Source organism: Albimonas marina, assembly GCF_029223255.1.
Lineage (GTDB): Bacteria > Pseudomonadota > Alphaproteobacteria > Rhodobacterales > Rhodobacteraceae > Albimonas.
Window position 1 is genome coordinate 338,172 of the sequence record NZ_JARHUC010000005.1, and the last position, 15,680, is coordinate 353,851.

The 15,680-nt window shown below is 72.3% G+C and carries 13 protein-coding genes; 5 read left to right on the forward strand and 8 right to left on the reverse strand.

Going from position 1 to position 15,680, the window contains the following annotated elements:
* Positions 1–18: 18 nt before the first annotated feature.
* Together P2H44_RS16215 and P2H44_RS16220 are read right to left on the reverse strand one after the other, a co-directional pair.
* A complete protein-coding gene (locus P2H44_RS16215; protein ID WP_275764990.1) occupies positions 19–714 on the reverse strand; it encodes a hydrolase in 696 nt (231 codons plus the stop codon).
* 85 nt (positions 715–799) lie between these two features.
* Positions 800–1,621 carry an alpha/beta fold hydrolase gene (locus tag P2H44_RS16220; protein ID WP_275764992.1) on the reverse strand — a complete coding sequence of 274 codons (822 nt, stop codon included), beginning with the start codon at positions 1,619–1,621 and terminating at the stop codon, positions 800–802.
* Between the two features lie 205 nt (positions 1,622–1,826).
* Here P2H44_RS16220 and P2H44_RS16225 point away from each other — a divergent pair, with 205 nt between their 5' ends.
* From P2H44_RS16225 to P2H44_RS16245, 5 genes are all read left to right on the forward strand, one after another.
* Positions 1,827–2,060 (forward strand): hypothetical protein, encoded by a 234-nt coding sequence (locus P2H44_RS16225; protein WP_275764993.1) that lies wholly within the window; start codon positions 1,827–1,829, stop codon positions 2,058–2,060.
* Between the two features lie 347 nt (positions 2,061–2,407).
* The gene (locus P2H44_RS16230) at positions 2,408–3,562 is read left to right on the forward strand and encodes an acyl-CoA dehydrogenase family protein (RefSeq protein ID WP_275764994.1); all 1,155 of its coding nucleotides are present in this window, start codon (positions 2,408–2,410) and stop codon (positions 3,560–3,562) included.
* Entirely contained in the window at positions 3,559–4,785 is a 1,227-nt protein-coding gene (locus P2H44_RS16235; protein ID WP_275764995.1) for an acyl-CoA dehydrogenase family protein, read from the forward strand. Before P2H44_RS16230 ends, P2H44_RS16235 begins: the two co-directional genes overlap by 4 nt.
* Positions 4,786–4,818: 33 nt before the next feature.
* Complete coding sequence (locus tag P2H44_RS16240) at positions 4,819–6,009, forward strand: CaiB/BaiF CoA transferase family protein (RefSeq protein ID WP_275764996.1); 1,191 nt, start codon at positions 4,819–4,821, stop codon at positions 6,007–6,009.
* Positions 6,010–6,026: 17 nt separating this feature from the next.
* A complete protein-coding gene (locus P2H44_RS16245) occupies positions 6,027–6,827 on the forward strand; it encodes an IclR family transcriptional regulator (RefSeq protein WP_275764998.1) in 801 nt (266 codons plus the stop codon).
* A gap of 142 nt (positions 6,828–6,969) precedes the next feature.
* Here the strand turns inward: P2H44_RS16245 and P2H44_RS16250 are convergent, their stop codons facing one another.
* From P2H44_RS16250 to P2H44_RS16275, 6 genes are read right to left on the reverse strand one after another with little or no spacing between them, the layout of a single operon-like run.
* Positions 6,970–10,257 carry an acetyl-CoA carboxylase family protein gene (locus P2H44_RS16250; protein ID WP_275764999.1) on the reverse strand — a complete coding sequence of 1,096 codons (3,288 nt, stop codon included), beginning with the start codon at positions 10,255–10,257 and terminating at the stop codon, positions 6,970–6,972.
* Positions 10,258–10,303: 46 nt separating this feature from the next.
* A complete protein-coding gene (locus P2H44_RS16255; protein ID WP_275765000.1) occupies positions 10,304–11,407 on the reverse strand; it encodes a CaiB/BaiF CoA transferase family protein in 1,104 nt (367 codons plus the stop codon).
* 41 nt (positions 11,408–11,448) lie between these two features.
* Positions 11,449–13,056: an acyl-CoA carboxylase subunit beta gene (locus P2H44_RS16260; RefSeq protein WP_275765002.1), complete on the reverse strand. Its 1,608-nt coding sequence runs from the start codon at positions 13,054–13,056 to the stop codon at positions 11,449–11,451.
* Positions 13,053–13,277, reverse strand: coding sequence for an acyl-CoA carboxylase biotin carboxyl carrier protein subunit (locus tag P2H44_RS16265; RefSeq protein ID WP_275765004.1), 225 nt, complete (start codon positions 13,275–13,277; stop codon positions 13,053–13,055). Before P2H44_RS16265 ends, P2H44_RS16260 begins: the two co-directional genes overlap by 4 nt.
* Before the next feature lie 55 nt (positions 13,278–13,332).
* A complete protein-coding gene (locus tag P2H44_RS16270; RefSeq protein WP_275765006.1) occupies positions 13,333–13,992 on the reverse strand; it encodes a TetR/AcrR family transcriptional regulator in 660 nt (219 codons plus the stop codon).
* Positions 13,993–14,030: 38 nt separating this feature from the next.
* A complete protein-coding gene (locus P2H44_RS16275) occupies positions 14,031–15,638 on the reverse strand; it encodes an AMP-binding protein (RefSeq protein ID WP_275765007.1) in 1,608 nt (535 codons plus the stop codon).
* Between the last annotated feature and the right edge of the window lie 42 nt (positions 15,639–15,680).

A 15,680-nucleotide genomic window follows, 5' to 3' on the forward strand; every position in this document is an offset into this window, starting at 1 on the left:
GCCGCGGCCGGCGCGGCGTCACTCCGCGGCGACGGAGGCGGCGGGGACGGGGGCCAGCGTCTCGCCATGGGCCACGCGCTCGGGCGCCTTGTGGACCATGGTGTAGGCGTAATCGACGCCCATGCCGTAGGCGCCCGAATGCTCCCGCACGATGTCCATCACCGCGTCGTAGCTGTCGCGCCGGGCCCAGTCGCGCTGCCACTCGAGCATCACCTGCTGCCAGGTGACCGGCACGCAGCCCGCCTGCACCATCCGCTGCATGGCGAAGTCATGCGCCGCGAGGCTGGTGCCGCCCGAGGCGTCGGCGACCATATAGATCTCGTATCCCCCGTCGCGCATCGCCTCGAGCGCGAAGGAGCAATTGCACACCTCGGTCCACAGGCCCGAGACCACCACCTTCTTGCGCCCGTTCGCGGCCAGCGCGTCGCGCACCTTCTGGTCGTCCCAGGAGTTCATCGAGGTCCGCTCCAGCAGCGGCGCCTCGGGGAAGACCGCCAGCAGCTCCGGGTAGGTGTGGCCCGAGAAGCCCTCGGTCTCGACGGTGGTGAGGGTGGTGGGGATCGAGAAGACCTTCGCGGATTTCGCCAGCGCCACGACGTTGTTCTTCAGCGCCTGGCGGTCCATCGACTGCACGCCGAAGGCCATCTGCGGCTGCTGGTCGATGAAGATGATCTGGGAGTTCTGCGGGGTGAGCAGGTCGAGCTTGCCGGACATGGGCGGCGTTCCTTCAGGCTGGGACGGAAAGGGCGGGCCGGGGCCTCTCGGGCCCCGGCGGTCGGCGGGGGGAGAGGCCCGGCGGTCAGCCGGCGAGGAAGTCGAGCAGGAGGGCGTTGAAGGTCTCGGCCTGGGTCTCGACCAGCCCGTGGGAGCCGCCGGGCACGACCTTCAGCACGCCCTTCGGCGCCAGCTTCACGGCCTTCTCGGCGGCCGCGGCGATCGGCACGATCTGGTCGTCGTCGCCGTGGATGAACAGCGCCGGCACGTCGATCTTCCTGAGGTCCTCGGTGTAGTCGACCTCCGAGAACTCGCGCACGCAATCGTGCAGGCCCTTCAGCCCGCCCGCCATGCCCTGCAGCCAGAAGCCCTCCTCGAGCCCTTTCGAGACCGCCGCGCCCTCCCGGTTGTGGCCGTAGAAGGGGCCGGCGAGGTCGCGGAAGAACTGGGAGCGGTTGGCGGCCACCCCGTCGCGGATGCCGTCGAAGACCTCCATCGGCAGCCCCTCGGGGTTGGCCTCGGTCTTGAGCATCAGCGGCGGCACCGCGCCGACCAGCACCGCGCCGGAGATGCGCGCGGTTCCGTGGCGGCCGATGACGCGCGCCACCTCGCCCCCGCCGGTGGAATGGCCCACCAGCACCGCGTCCCTGAGGTCGAGATGCTCGATCAGCTCGTGGAGGTCGTCGGCGTAGCGATCCATGTGGTTGCCCTCCCACACCTGCTGGGAGCGGCCGTGCGAGCGGCGGTCATGGGCGACGACGCGGTAGCCGCGGCTTCCGAAGAACAGCAGCTGCGCCTCCCAGGCGTCGGCGCTCAGCGGCCAGCCGTGGGAGAAGACGATCGGGCGACCGGCGCCGAAGTCCTTGAAGAAGATCTCGACGCCGTCGGAGGTGACGAAGGTGCTCATGCGGGGGGATCCAATTTCGAGAAAGGTCGTGTCGCAGACGGGCGTCTCCCGGCCGCCCTTGCCGACGGGGCCCGGGCCGCACGGACCGCCGCGGCGGCGACGGACGGATTGGGAAGGGGCGGGCGCATGACCGGGGTCCTCGACGGCTGACGGGCGGAGCATCCCCCGCCGGGCGTCGCCGCGGCTTGACGGAAACCGATGCGATTTGGTCGAGACCGCCGAGATCGTCCGCCCGCGGAGCGGAGCGGAGCGGACGGGCGCGCCGACGATCATTCAGACCAAGTTAATAATCGCGGCGCCGCCCGCCGAATGGAAAGACCTCGCGCGCCAATTCGAGGCCCGCGCCCCTCCCGTTTCAAATCTACGTGAGGTCCTGCAGGGCGCAGGACGACCCAAGGGCATCGAAACGCCATGCCTGTTGGAAAAACGTCGCGCCTGAAGGCAGTTAAGTTCCAATTCGCAATTCTTTACCATTCTTCGTGACTGATTTAGTCAGGAGGTCGAGCGCCGGGCGGCTGGGGAGCCTGGAGGCGCTCGCGAGCGATGCGGTCCCGCCGGATGGGGGAGGTTCCGCCGCTCGCCGCCGTCGCGGACGCTGGAGGCGCATGCGCCCCGCCTGCGACGGCGGCTTACCGCCCCCCCCCACCTCCCTCCGCCCCTCCCGCTGCCACGACCGCCGACGGCAGGGTCGCCTGCGCATTCGTCTATTTTTCAGAACACCCGACTCCCTGTTTTCCATTTATTGAAACGCCAGCTAACGTGGCGTCGGGAATCAGGGAGGCTCCGATGGACGACGCCCGTTTCGAGCATGAGCTCGCCGCCCTGCGCGCCTGGGTGCGCGAGGCGGCGATCCCCGCCGAGGAGACCGTGGCCGAGGCCGACGAGATCCCGCCCGCGCTGGTGCAGGAGATGCGCGACCGCGGCTTCTTCGGCTGGTCGATCCCCGCCGAATACGGCGGCGCCGGCCTGACGACCGAGCGGCTGGCGCGCATGAACATCGAGATCGCCCAGGCCGCCACCGCCTTCCGCGCCCGCGCCGGCACCAACACCGGCATCGGCGCCGAGAGCCTGATCCAGGACGGCACGCCCGCGCAGAAGGCCCGCTGGCTGCCCCGGCTCGCCTCCGGCGAGCTGACCTCCTGCCTCGCGCTGACCGAGCCGGAGGCAGGGTCCGAGGCGACCAACGTCCAGACCACCGCCCGGCGCGAGGGCGACGCCTACGTGCTGAACGGCCGCAAGGCCTTCATCACCAACGCCCCCATCGCCGACCTGTTCACCGTGATCGCCCGCACCGACCCGGAGGCGACGGGCGCCCGCGGCCTCAGCGCCTTCCTGGTCGAGCGCTCGACCCCCGGCCTCCAGCCCGGCCCCGCCTATCGCAAGATGGGGCAGGAGGGCTCGCCCGTCTCCGAGATCACCTTCTCCGACTGCCGCGTCCCGGCCGAGAACCTGCTGGGCGGGGTCGAGGGGGCGGGCTTCCGCTCGGTGATGAAGGCGCTGAACAAGCAGCGCATCAACCTCGCCGCGCTCTGCACCGGCTCGGCGATCCGGATGCTGGACGAGGCCATCCGCCACGCGGCGGCCCGCCGCCAGTTCGGCCGGCCGATCGCCGAGTTCCAGCTGGTCCAGGCGATGATCGCCGACAGCCAGGTGGACGTCCACGCCGCCCGCGCGCTCGTCCTCGAAACCGCCCGCCGCCGCGACGCCGGCGAGGACGTGACGATGGAGGCCTCGATCTGCAAGCTGATGGCCTCCGAGGCCGCCGGCCGCGTGGCCGACCGCGCGGTGCAGGTCTTCGGCGGCTCCGGCTACGTCGGCGACTATTCCTGCATCGAGCGCCTCTACCGCGACGCCCGGCTGTTCCGCCTCTACGAAGGCACCAGCCAGATCCACCAGGTCCACATCGCCAAGCGCACCTTCGAGCGGGAGGCCGCCCGATGACCGGGCCCGAAGTCCTCGCCCGCGCCCAACGCTTCTTCGACGCGCGCATCCTCCCCCGCCAGCCCGAATGGGCCGCCGGCCAGGCCGCGGGCGCCCCGCCCCCCGCTTTCATCGAGGAGCTGCGCGCCGAGGCCCGCGACCAGGGCCTGTGGAACCTCGGACTGACCTCCCTGCCCGAGGGCGCGCAGGGCACGCCGCTGAGCCACCTCGACTTCGCCCCCATCGCCGAGCTGACCGGCCGCCTGCCCTGGGCCCCGCTGGTCTTCAACTGCCATGCGCCCGACCTGCCCAACATGGTGATGCTCGCGGCGCTGGCGACGCCTGCCCAGCGAGCCCGCTTCCTCGACCCGCTGCTCGAGGGCCGCGCGGCCTCCGCCTTCGCGATGACCGAGCCCGCCGTCGCCTCCTCCGACGCCACCAACATCGCCACGACGATCCGCCGGGACGGCGACCACTGGGTGATCGACGGCCGCAAGTGGTTCATCACCGGCGGCGCCGCGCCGGAGCTCGACTTCCACGTCGTCATGGGCGTCTCGGACCCCGAGGCCGGCCGCACCGCCCGCCATTCCTGCATCCTCGTCCCCGCCGACACCCCCGGCATCCGCGTCGTCCGCTCCCTGCGCTTCCTCGGCTGGGACGACCGCGCCGCCCCCATCGGCGAGATCGTGTTCGAGAACGTCCGCGTGCCGCTGGAAAACCTGCTGGGCGAGCGCGGCCGCGGCTTCGCCGCCGCGCAGACCCGCCTCGGCCCCGCCCGCCTGCACCACGCCATGCGCTGCATCGGGCTGGCCGAGACGCTGATCGACCTGATGAAGGCCCGCGTCCACGAACGCCGCGCCTTCGGCCGGGCGCTCTCGGAATTCGACACGGTGGCGAACTGGATCGCCGAGGCCCGCATCGACGTCGAGATGCACCGCCATTTCGTCCACCGCGCCGCCGCGCGCCTCGACGAGGCCGGCTTCGACGCCGCCTGGCGCGAGATCTCGATGGTGAAGGTGACGGTCCCGCGGATGCTCCAGCAGATCGCCGACCGGGCGATCCAGGTCTTCGGGGCGGCGGGCGGCTCGGACGACCTGCCGATCCACCACGCCTTCGTCTACGCCCGCATGTTCCGCATCGCCGACGGCCCCGACGAGGTCCACCTGCGCCAGATCTGGCGCAGCGAGCCCGCCGCCCCCGGCGGCGTCGCCGACACGTACCTCGCCGCTCCCGCCCAGCCCTGAGACGCCGCAAAGGCGCGCCCCGGAGGAAACCCCATGACCGACACCGCCCCCGCAGGCCCCCTCGCCGGCCTCCGCGTCCTCGACATCTCCACCGTCGTCGCGGCCCCCTTCGCGGCCACGCTGCTGGCGGACTACGGCGCCGACGTCGTCAAGGCCGAGCTTCCGGGCGAGGGCGACGGGCTGCGCACCTTTCCGCCGTTCAAGGAGGGCAAGTCGCTCTGGTGGAAGGTCGCCAACCGCGGCAAGCGCTTCATCGAGCTGGACCTGCGCACGCCCGAGGGCGCCGACCTCTTCCGCCGCATGCTCCCCGACATGGACGTGGTGATCGAGAACTTCCGCCCCGGCACGTTGGAGCGCTGGGGGCTGGGCCCCGACGACCTGCTGAAGATCAACCCCTCCCTCGTCCTCCTGCGCGTCACCGGCTTCGGCCAGACCGGCCCCGCCGCCAACCGCCCCGGCTTCGCGCGCCTGTTCGAGGCGATGTCCGGCCTGACCTACATGACCGGAGAGCCCGACCGCGCGCCCATGCACGCCGGCCACCCGATGGGCGACTCGATCGGCGGCGTCTTCGGGGCGCTGGCGGTGACCACCGCGCTCCTTTCCGTGCGCTCCGACCCCGAGAAGCGCGGCCAGGTGGTGGACCTGAGCCTGACCGAGGCGATGTTCCGCCTGCTCGACTTCCAGACCATCGGCTACGACCAGCTGGGCAAGGTCGTCGAGCGCACCGGCAACCGCAACCAGTACTCGGCCCCCGCCGACGTCTACCCCACGCAGGACGGGCGCTACATCTCGCTCGCCGGCTCCACCCAGGCGACCTTCCGCAACAACCTGCGCGCCATCGGGCGCGAGGACCTGCTGAGCGACCCCCGCTTCGCCGGCAACGCCCAGCGGGTCGAGAACGTGGAGGCCATCGACGCCATCTTCCGCGCCTGGTTCGCCGCCCACACCCAGGACCACGCCATCGCCCGCTTCCGCGAGGCGGGCGGCACCCTCGCCCCGATCCTGAGCATCGACCAGATCTTCGAGGACCCCCAGTTCCAGGCGCGCGAGGCCATCGTCCCCGTCCCCGACGACGACTTCGGCGAGGTGAAGATGCAGGCCGTGGTCCCCCGCTTCTCCCGCACCCCCGCCCGCCCCGGCCGCGCCGCCGGCGCCCTGGGACGCGACACCGAGGCCGTCTTGCGCCCGTATCGCGCGGCGCCCGATCCTGCCCGCCAGGATTGAGACGGGGGAGGACGCCGGTGGCCGAGGACGCCGCGGACCGGGGGCTGGAGAGCGGCATGGAGCCCAGCGCCATGTCGCTGACCCTCGTGCGCGGCCTCAAGGTCCTCTCGGCCTTCCGCGGCGCCCATGAGGTGCTGTCGAACGGCGAGCTGGCCCGACGTCTGGCGATGACGCGCCCCACCATCTCCCGCCTGACCAACTCGCTGGCCCACGCGGGGTACCTGGAGCGGGTGAAGACCGGCTCCTTCCGCCTCGGGCTGGGGGTGCTGGAGCTGGCCTACCCGGTGCTCGCGTCGATGACCTTCCGCCAGCGGGCGCTGGGGCCGATGCGGGGCTATGCGCGGCTGACCGGGGGGGCGGTGTCGCTGGCCACGATCCACGGGCCGGACCTGATCTACGTGCAGACCGTGCGCCCATCCGAGCAGATGCCCCACCTGCCCGAGATCGGCATGACCGGCCCTCTGCCCCGCTCCGCCGTCGGCCGGGCGCTGCTGTCGATGCTGGACGAGGACGAGCTGGCGCAGACCCGCGCCGCGATCGAGGCCGCCTATCCCGGCCTGTGGGACTCGCGCGCCGCCGAGATCGCCCGCGGCATGGACGAGTGCCGCGCGCGCGGCTGGACGGTGGTCATCGGCGACTGGCGTCCCGGCCACTACGGCGCCGCCGCGCCGGTGGCGCGGCTCGCGGGCGGCATGTGCCTGGCGGTGAACACCGGCGTGCCGGTGCACACGGTCTCGGAGGCCGAGTTCCTCGCCGACCTGGCCCCCAAGGTCCACGACACGGCCGAAGCCCTGCGCGCGGCGTTCGAGGGGCTGTGACCCCCGCCCCGCACGCGTCCCGGGCCTGACCCGGGACCACCCGCTCCGCGCCTGGGGGCGGAAGAGGCCCCGGGTCGAGCCCGGAGCGCCCGAGGGGCGGGCGTGGCGCAGTGCCGGCGCGCCCGGCGCCGGCCCCTGCCGATCACCAGGCGTCGATGTAGGTCCGCCCCTTGCCGCCCGTCAGCCGGTCCGCGGGGACCGAGCGCAGGCCGGCGAGGATCCACTGGCGCGTCTCCACCGGGTCGATGACCGCGTCCAGCTCGGCGGTGATCGCCGCCTGGATCGCCTTGCCCGAGGCGTACATCTTGCCCAGCAGCTCGTCGAAGAGCGCCTGCTTCTCCTTCGGGTCGGTCTTGGCCTCCAGCTCCTTGCGGAAGCCCAGATGCACCGCGCCCTCCAGCCCCATGCCGCCGAACTCGCCGGTGGGCCAGGAGATGGTGAACAGGCTCTCGTGGAAGCCGCCCCCCGTCATCGCCATCGCGCCCAGCCCGTAGCCCTTGCGCAGGACCACGGCGAAGATCGGCACGGTGATGCCCGCGGCCGCGACGAACATGCGCGAGACATGGCGCACGAGCGCGGTCTTCTCCGCCTCCGGCCCCACCATGAAGCCCGGCGTGTCGACGAGGCTGATCACCGGCAGCCCGAACGTGTCGCAGATCTGCAGGAACCGCGCCGCCTTGTCCGCCGCCGGCGCGTCGATGGCGCCGCCCAGATAGCGGCTGTCGTTGGCCATCAGCCCGAAGGGCTTGCCCTCGATCCGCACGAGCGCCGTCACGATCCCCAGCCCGAACTCGCGCCGCAGCTCGAGGACCGAGCCGTCGTCGGACATGGTCTCGATCACGTGGCGCACGTCGTGGGCGCGCAGCCGGTTCTCCGGGATCGCGTGGCGCAGCAGGCGCTGGTCGGGGGCGGTCCACTCCGCCTCGTCGCCCTGGAAGTAGGAGATGTATTTCTTCGCGGCCGCGCAGGCCTCCACCTCGTCCTTCACGCGGATGTCGACGACGCCGTTCTTCGACTGCACGTCGATGGGGCCCACGTCCTCGGGCGCGAACTTGCCCAGGCCCCCGCCCTCGATCATCGCCGGCCCCGCCATGCCGATGTTGGAGCTCTCGTCGGCGATGATCACGTCGCAGCAGCCCAGCAGCGCCGCGTTGCCCGCGAAGCAGCGGCCGGAGACCACGCCCACCAGCGGCGCCTTGCCCGAGAGCGCCGCGAAGCGGGCGAAGGACGGCCCGTCGAGGCCCGCCACGGACCGGCGCTCGGTTTCCCCGGGCCGTCCGCCGCCGCCCTCGGCCAGCACGATCATCGGCATCTTGTACTCGCCCGCCATCGTGAAGATGCGGTCGAGCTTGCGGTGGTGGCGCTGCCCCTGGGTGCCCGCAAGCACCATGTAGTCGTAGATCGTGAAGGCGCAGCGCCCCTTCTCGGTCCCGAACTTGTCGGCGTTGATCGTGCCGATCCCGGTCACCACCCCGTCGCCGGTCGTGTTCTTGACGAGATCCGCCTCCGAGCGCCGCGCCGCCTGAGCGGCGATCACCAGGCCGCCGTATTCCTGGAAGGACCCCGGATCGGCGAGGCTCGCGAGATTCTCGCGCGCCGTGCGCTGGCCGCGGGAATGGCGCTTGGCCACCTTCTCGGGCTTGCTCTCGTCCATGCCGGCGTAGAGGCGGTCGCGCACCTCCTGCAGGTCGGCGCGGATGTGGTCGAGGTCGACCGCGGCGGCGGCGTCCTCGGTCTCGTCCTGCTCGGCGTCGGGCATCAGGGCGAGGATCGGGGCCCCCTCGTCGAGCGTGTCGCCGGGCGCGGCCAGGACCTTCAGCACCTCGCCCGAGACGGGGGAGGTCACCGCATGCTCCATCTTCATGGATTCCATCAGAACCGCCACCTCGCCCCGGCGCAGGCGGGCGCCGGCCTCGGGGACCTGGGTGACGGTGCCGATGGTGGGCGCGGCGATGGGGATCGCGCCCTCGGGCAGCGCCTCGGCGGTCGCGGCGACGGCGGCGACGGCGCCCTCCTCCTCGGCGGCCGGGTCCGGCAGGGCGGCGGCGGCCTCGGCGAGCTCGCCCGCCACGCTCTCGATGAAGCGGGTGGTGACGGAATAGTCCGCCACCTCCGGCCGCTGCGCCAGCGCGCGCAGCCAGCGGGCGTTGGTTTCGATCCCCGCCGCCTTCAGCTCGCCCAGCGCCCGGTCGATCTTGCGCAACGCGTCGCCATGGTCGCCCGAGCGGGAATGCACGATCACCTTGGCGATGAGCGAGTCATAGGCCGGAGAGTTCCCCCAGCCCGAATAGGCCAGCGTGTCGATGCGCACGCCGGGGCCGAACGGCGGCTCCCACTTGGTGAGCTTGCCCACCGAGGGCCGCGCCTGCCCGGTCGCGTCCATCCGCTCGGCGTTCACCCGCGCCTGGATGGCGTAGCCCGAGGGCTGCGGGATGGTCTTCTGCGCCAGGCCCAGGTCCGCCAGCGTGCGGCCCGAGGCGATCTCCAGCTGCAGCCGCACGAGGTCGAGGCCGAGGATCTCCTCGGTCACCGTGTGCTCGACCTGGATGCGGGGGTTCGCCTCGATGAAGAAGATCTCCGAGACGTCGGGCGTGGTCAGGAACTCGAACGTCCCCAGGCTGCGGTAGTCCCCCGCCCGCGCCAGCGTCAGCGCGTGGGAGACGAGCTGCTGGCGCTGCGCGGCGCTCAGCCCCGGCGCCGGCGCGAACTCGAGCACCTTCTGGTGACGCCGCTGCAGGGTGCAGTCGCGCTCGAGCAGGTGGAGGCACTCGCCGGTGCCGTCGCCCAGCACCTGCACCTCGATATGGCGGGCGGCGGGCAGGAAGCGCTCGGCATAGACGGCGCCGTCGCCGAAGGCGGCCTTGGCCTCGGAGGTGCAGCGGGCGTGCGCCTCGGCGATCTCCTCGCGCGTGCGCACCACGCGCATGCCCCGGCCGCCGCCGCCGGCCACGGCCTTGATCACCAGCGCCGCGCCGTCGGGAAGCTGGTCGAAGACCGCCTCGGCCCCCGCCGCGTCCACCGGACCGGGAGAGCCGGGGATCGTCGGCACGTCATGGCGCGCCGCATGGGCCCGCGCCTCGACCTTGTCGCCGAAGAGCGCGAGCGAGGCCGGCGTCGGCCCCACCCAGGTCAGGCCCGCATGTTCGCAGGCCTTGGCGAAGGCGACGCTCTCCGACAGGAAGCCGTAGCCCGGGTGCACCGCGTCGGCGCCGGCGCGCTGCGCGGCGGCGACCAGCGCCTCGGGGTCGAGGTAGGCGCGCGCGCCGCGGCCGGGGATCGGCTCGGCCTGGTCGCAGGCGCGCACGTGCAGGGTCTTCGCGTCGTCTTCAGGATAGACGGCGACCGTCTCGATGCGCATCTCGGCGGCGGTGCGGGCGATGCGGACGGCGATCTCGCCACGGTTCGCGATCAGCAGGCGGCGGATCGTCATTCACAGAGCTCCCATCTTTTTTTCGGCTCGGGTCATTCGGCCTTGGTCATTTGCGGGCATCCGTCCAGCGCGCGAGCGCGTCGTCAACGGCGAGCGGCGCGGCGGGCGGTCGCGCCGGCGTGGGGCGGGGGTGGGCGGAGAAGCGCGGGGCGGCGGCCGGCTGCGGCCCGAACGGCCCGTCCACGAAGGCGCCGCGGGCCTTCAGGTGCGGATGCTCCTTCGCCTCGTCGAGGTCGAGGATCGGCGCCGCGCAGACGTCCGAGCCTTCGAGGATCGCGGTCCACTCGTCCCGCGTCTTCGTCTTCATCACCGCACGCAGCTTCTCGCGCAGCCCGGGCCAGGCGGCCTTGTCGAGCTGCGCGTCCCACTCGTCCCCCTCCAGCCCGCACAGGCGGCGAAGCTCGGCGTAGAACTGCGGCTCGATCGCGCCCAGCGAGAAGAACTTGCCGTCGGCGCACTCGAAGACGCCGTAGAAATGCGCGCCCCCGTCGAGCACGTTGCGCTCCCGCTCCGCCACCCAGGCGCCCGAGGCGCGGCCGGCGGCGTAGGGCAGCAGCAGGTTCAGGGCGCCGTCGCACATGGCCGCGTCCACCACCTGCCCCCGGCCGGTGGCGGCCGCCTCGCGCAGCGCGGCCAGCACGCCCACGACGAGGTAGAGCGCGCCGCCCCCGTAGTCCCCGACCAGGTTCAGCGGCTGCACCGGCTGCGCCGCCGTGCCGATGGCGTGCAGGGCGCCGGTGATGGCGATGTAGTTGATGTCATGCCCGGGCGCGGAGGCGAGCGGCCCCTCCTGCCCCCAGCCGGTCATGCGCCCGTAGACGAGCGCGGGGTTGCGCGCATGGGCCTTGTCGGGGCCGAGCCCCAGCCGCTCCATCACCCCCGGACGGAACCCCTCCAGCAGCAGGTCGGCCGAGGCGATCAGGTCCAGCGCGCGGGCCTGGTCGGCGGGGTCCTTGAGGTCGAGCGTCACGTACTCGCGCCCCTGCGCGGTGACGTCGCCCGCGGCGAACTGTTTGCCCGGACGCTCGACGCGCACGATGTCGGCGCCCATCGAGGCGAGCATGGTGCCCGCGAAGGGCACCGGGCCGATGGCGGCCATTTCGACGACGCGCAGGCCGGCGAGCGGCCCGGGGCGGCCGGATTGGGTCATGGGAAAACTCCTTGGCGGTCGGATCGGAGGGCGGCGGGGCCTCAGATCGGACAGATCGAACGGATCTTGGGGGGCATCGCCAGGTCGCGGCGCGCGGGCGCGCGCTCCAGCGCCTCGATCAGGCGGGGCCGGGTCTCGCGCGGGTCGATGACGTCGTCGAGGCCGAAGGACTCGGCGCCCCCGAAGGGCGTCACCTCGGCCCGCATCTGCGCCACCAGCTCGGCGTAGAGGGGGGCGGGATCCTCGCCGGCCTCGCGCATCTGGGCGAAGCGGCGGGCGTTGACCACGTTCACCGCGCCCTCGATCGACATCGCGCAGATCTCGGCCGTGGGCCAGGCGAGGGAGGCGTCGGCCTCGAAGCTGCGCCCGCCGGCCATGGCGACGTAGCCCAGCCCGTAGCCCTTGCGCAGCACCACCGAGACCCGCGGCACGGTGGCGTGCCCCAGCTCGTAGATCAGCTTGGCCGAGCGGCGCCCGAGCTGCCCCTTCTCCGCCGGCGAGCCGATCGAGAAGCCGGGCACGTCGATGAAGTAGATCAGCGGCAGCCCGTAGGCGTCGCACAGCGCCACGAAATGGGCGACCTTGTCGCAAGCGGGGCCGGTCAGCATGCCGCCCAGCGACAGCGCCTGGTTGGCGATCACCCCGACTGGCCGCCCGGCGAGCCGTGCGAAGGCGGTCACCGCGTTCTTGGCGTAGGTGGGCTTGAGCTCGAAGACCGAGCCCTCGTCCATCGCCAGATCCACCACCTTGCGCACGTCGTAGGCCTTGCGGGTGTTGGCGGGCACGATATGGGCCAGCGCCTCGGCCCGGGCGGGATCCTCGGCCGGCGCGGGGCGCGTCGGCAGGGGGGCGCGGGCGTTCGAGGGCAGGTAGCTCAGGAACCGCTTCAGGCTGTCGAGGGCCGAGGCCTCGTCCTCGGTCCCCAGGTCGGCGATGCCGTTGCGGTCCACCTGCGCCTGCGCGCCGCCCAGCTCGAACTTGTCGATGTCCTCGCCCGTGCCGGCCTTCACCAGCGCGGGCCCGGCGAGGCCCATGGTGGACTGGCCGCGGACCATCGAGATGAAGTCCGCCAGCCCGGCGAAATTGGTGGGCGCCGCGAAGCCCGCCCCCAGCATGGCGGCCGCCATCGGGGCCCAGCCCGAGAGGCGCGCGAATTCCTGGAATGTGGTGGTCGAGGGCGCGTAGCGCCGCGAGCTCTGCCCGATCTGGATGCGGTGCCCGCCCCCGTCGAGCAGCATCACCAGCGGCGCGCCTTCCCGGATCGAGCGGCGCACCGCGTGGTGCAGCTTCTTGCCCCCCAGCTCGCCGGAGGAGCCGCCCATGGTCATGAAGTCCTGGGCCAGCACCACCGCCGGCCGCCCGTCGATGCGGGCCGAGCCGGTGACGATCCCGTCCGCCGGCCGCTCGCCGGCCGCTGCGTCCGCCTCGCGCGCGAGCTGGCCGAACTCGCGGAAGCTGCCGGCGTCGGTCAGGTGGGCGATGCGCTCGCGCGCGGTCATCTGCGCGCGGGTCTTCTGCTTGGCGACCGCGGCGGGGCGGGCGGCGTCGAGCGTCGCCGCGCGGTCGGCGGCGAGGCTCTCGACCAGCGCCGCCATCTCCGGGCGCGGCGCCGGCGAATCGCCGGCGCCGGGGGCCTTGCGGTCGCTCATGGGCGGATCCTCGCCAGGACCTGGCCCTCGGCCACCGCGTCGCCCTCGGCCACCGCCACGGCCGCGAGCGTGCCGCCCGAGGTCGCCAGCACCGGGATCTCCATCTTCATGGACTCGATGACCATCACCTCGTCGCCCTCGGCGACCGAGGCGCCCTCGGCGGCGGTCAGGCTCAGCACCACGCCCGCCACCTCGGACTCGAGCTCGATTTCCATCGTCATGTCCGGTCTCCTCCCGTTGCGCCGATCCGCGCCGGGGGGATCCCGTAGGCGTCGGTCAGCTTGTCTTTCGGATGCCTTCGATCAGCAGGCCCGCGGCCACCTCCGCATCGCGGCTCAGCCGCTCGGCGTCGCCCGCGATCAGCGCCTGAAGGCACAGGCCCGAGATCACGCCCTGGATCGCACGCACCGTCTCCTCGACGTCCACGCCCTCGCGCAGCTCGCCCATCTGGCGGGCCTCCAGAACATGCTTGCGGATCGAGCGGCGATAGCCCTCGTGCAGCATCGCGATGCGCGGCTTCAGCTCGGGGACCGAGCCGATGGCGTCGACCATCAGGTGATAGACCGCTGTCGCGGCCTCGGGCGAGCGGCGCACCGCCTCCATCTGCGCGCGGATGCGCGCGGCCAGCGCCTCGCAGCCCCGCTTGCCGGCGGTCGCCTCGGCCACCAGCCGGTCGAAATGCTCCGCCGTCACGTCGGCCACCGTCTCCAGCAGCTTCAGCTTGGTGCCGAAGCGCTGGGCCGGCAGGCCGCGGGAATAGCCCGCATCGAGCCCGATCTGCGCCAGCGACGCGCCGACCGAGCCGTGCTGGGCGATCAGCGCGATCGCCGCGCGCAGCATCCTGCGGTCGGACTTCTCGCGACGCTCCTCCTTGGGGCCCAGGATCACGGGTTCGGGCGCGGGCGCGGTCTCCGCCTGGGGGCCGTGGTCCTCCATCGTTCGCTCCCGCCTCCTTCGCCGCGGCGCGCGCATCGTCACGCACCGATCTTCTCCCGCCGCACGCGGATGCCTGCGGCCTCGCGGTCCCAGGCGTCGGGGGTGACGCCGGCCTCCCTCAGCTCGATCTTGCGGACCTTGGCCGTGGGCGTGCGCGGCAGCTCATCCACGATGCGAACGTAACGCGGGACCATGAAATGCGCCATGCGGGGCAGCAGGAACTCCAGCAGCTCCTTCGGGTCCAGCGTCTTGCCCGCCACGGGGGCGACGACGGCCAGGACCTCGTCCTCCGAGACCTCCGACTTCACCGCCACCACGGCGCATTCGGCGACGTCGGGATGGGCCAGCACCTCGGCCTCCACCTCGTAGGAGGAGATGTTCTCCCCCCGCCGGCGGATCGCGTCCTTCATGCGGTCGACGAAGTAGAAATTGCCCTCCGCGTCGACCCGGAAGCCGTCGCCGGTGTGGAACCAGCCGTTGCGCCAGGATTTCGCGGTCGCCTCGGGGTTCTTGTAGTAGCCATGCGTCATCGCCCAGGGCGCGTCGGTGCGCAGCACCAGCTCGCCCACCTCGCCCACCGCCACCTCGCAGTCGTTCTCGTCGACCACGCGCGCCTCGACCCCCGGCCGCGGCCGGCCGGCGGCATGCAGCACGGTCGAGTTCAGCTCCGAGACCAGCGGGCAGCTGATCTCGGTCATGTTGAACATGGTGTAGGTGTCGACCCCGAAGCGCTTGGCGAAGGCCGCCGTGTCGAAGTCGTAGGGAATGATCAGGCAGCGGCGCAGCGGGTTGTCGGCGTCGTCGGGCTTCGGCGGCTGCTTGGCCAGGAACTGCGCCATCACCCCCAGCAGGATCACATAGGTCGTGCCCGTGCGCCGGACCACGTCCCAGAACTCCTCGGTCTTGAAGCTCTCGATCATCGAGATCGAGGCGCCGATCTGCAGCATCCGGTAGCTGGGGAAGGTGCCGCCCACGTGGAACATCGGCAGGTTCACCATCTGCCGGTCGGAGGGCAGCGCCTCGGCCACGGTGGTGCAGGCCCAGAGCTGCATGTAGCTGCTCAGCACCCCCTTGGACGGGCCCGTGGTGCCCGAGGTGTAGATGATCGCCTGCGTGTCCCACAGCGCGATGGGCCTCTCGAGCGGCGCGAGCTCGCCGCCCTCCGGCGCCAGGACGTCGGCGGGCTGCATCTCCAGGTCCGCCACCGGCTCCGGCGCGCCGCCGATCACGACGGCGGTCTTCAGCTTCGCCCGGTCGACGTCGGCCAGCCGTGGGGTGAGCTGGGCGTGGACCACGATCAGCGAGGCGTCCGAGTTCTCGACCACATGCTCCAGCAGCTTGCCCTTGTAGGCGGTGTTGATCGGCACGAAGACCGCGCCGATGTAGGCCAGCGCGTACCACACCCGCAGGATGTCCGGCCCGTTGGGCAGCCAGACCAGCACGTGCTCGCCCTGCTTCACCCCCAGCCGCTGGAGGCCGATGGCGGTCTGCACCACCTGCGCCTTCATCTGCGCGTAGGTCCATTCGCTCATGTCGGGGAAGACCGCGTAGGTCTTCGCCGGCTGCTCGGCGGCGTGGCGGTCGATCAGGTCGCGGATGATGACCTGCTCGGGCGCCGGCATCCGGGGATCGAGGTGATAGGCCATGGGTCGCGTCTCCCTTTTCGCACGAGGCGGGGAGCCGCCGCG

Coding starts and splice junctions, on each gene's coding strand:
- P2H44_RS16270 (WP_275765006.1), bottom strand. CDS start 13,992: ATGGAGGACCACGGCCCCCAGGCGGAGACCGCGCCCGCGCCCGAACCC.
- P2H44_RS16260 (WP_275765002.1), bottom strand. CDS start 13,056: ATGAGCGACCGCAAGGCCCCCGGCGCCGGCGATTCGCCGGCGCCGCGC.
- P2H44_RS16215 (WP_275764990.1), bottom strand. CDS start 714: ATGTCCGGCAAGCTCGACCTGCTCACCCCGCAGAACTCCCAGATCATC.
- P2H44_RS16230 (WP_275764994.1), top strand. CDS start 2,408: ATGGACGACGCCCGTTTCGAGCATGAGCTCGCCGCCCTGCGCGCCTGG.
- P2H44_RS16235 (WP_275764995.1), top strand. CDS start 3,559: ATGACCGGGCCCGAAGTCCTCGCCCGCGCCCAACGCTTCTTCGACGCG.
- P2H44_RS16265 (WP_275765004.1), bottom strand. CDS start 13,277: ATGACGATGGAAATCGAGCTCGAGTCCGAGGTGGCGGGCGTGGTGCTG.
- P2H44_RS16220 (WP_275764992.1), bottom strand. CDS start 1,621: ATGAGCACCTTCGTCACCTCCGACGGCGTCGAGATCTTCTTCAAGGAC.
- P2H44_RS16250 (WP_275764999.1), bottom strand. CDS start 10,257: ATGACGATCCGCCGCCTGCTGATCGCGAACCGTGGCGAGATCGCCGTC.
- P2H44_RS16255 (WP_275765000.1), bottom strand. CDS start 11,407: ATGACCCAATCCGGCCGCCCCGGGCCGCTCGCCGGCCTGCGCGTCGTC.
- P2H44_RS16240 (WP_275764996.1), top strand. CDS start 4,819: ATGACCGACACCGCCCCCGCAGGCCCCCTCGCCGGCCTCCGCGTCCTC.
- P2H44_RS16275 (WP_275765007.1), bottom strand. CDS start 15,638: ATGGCCTATCACCTCGATCCCCGGATGCCGGCGCCCGAGCAGGTCATC.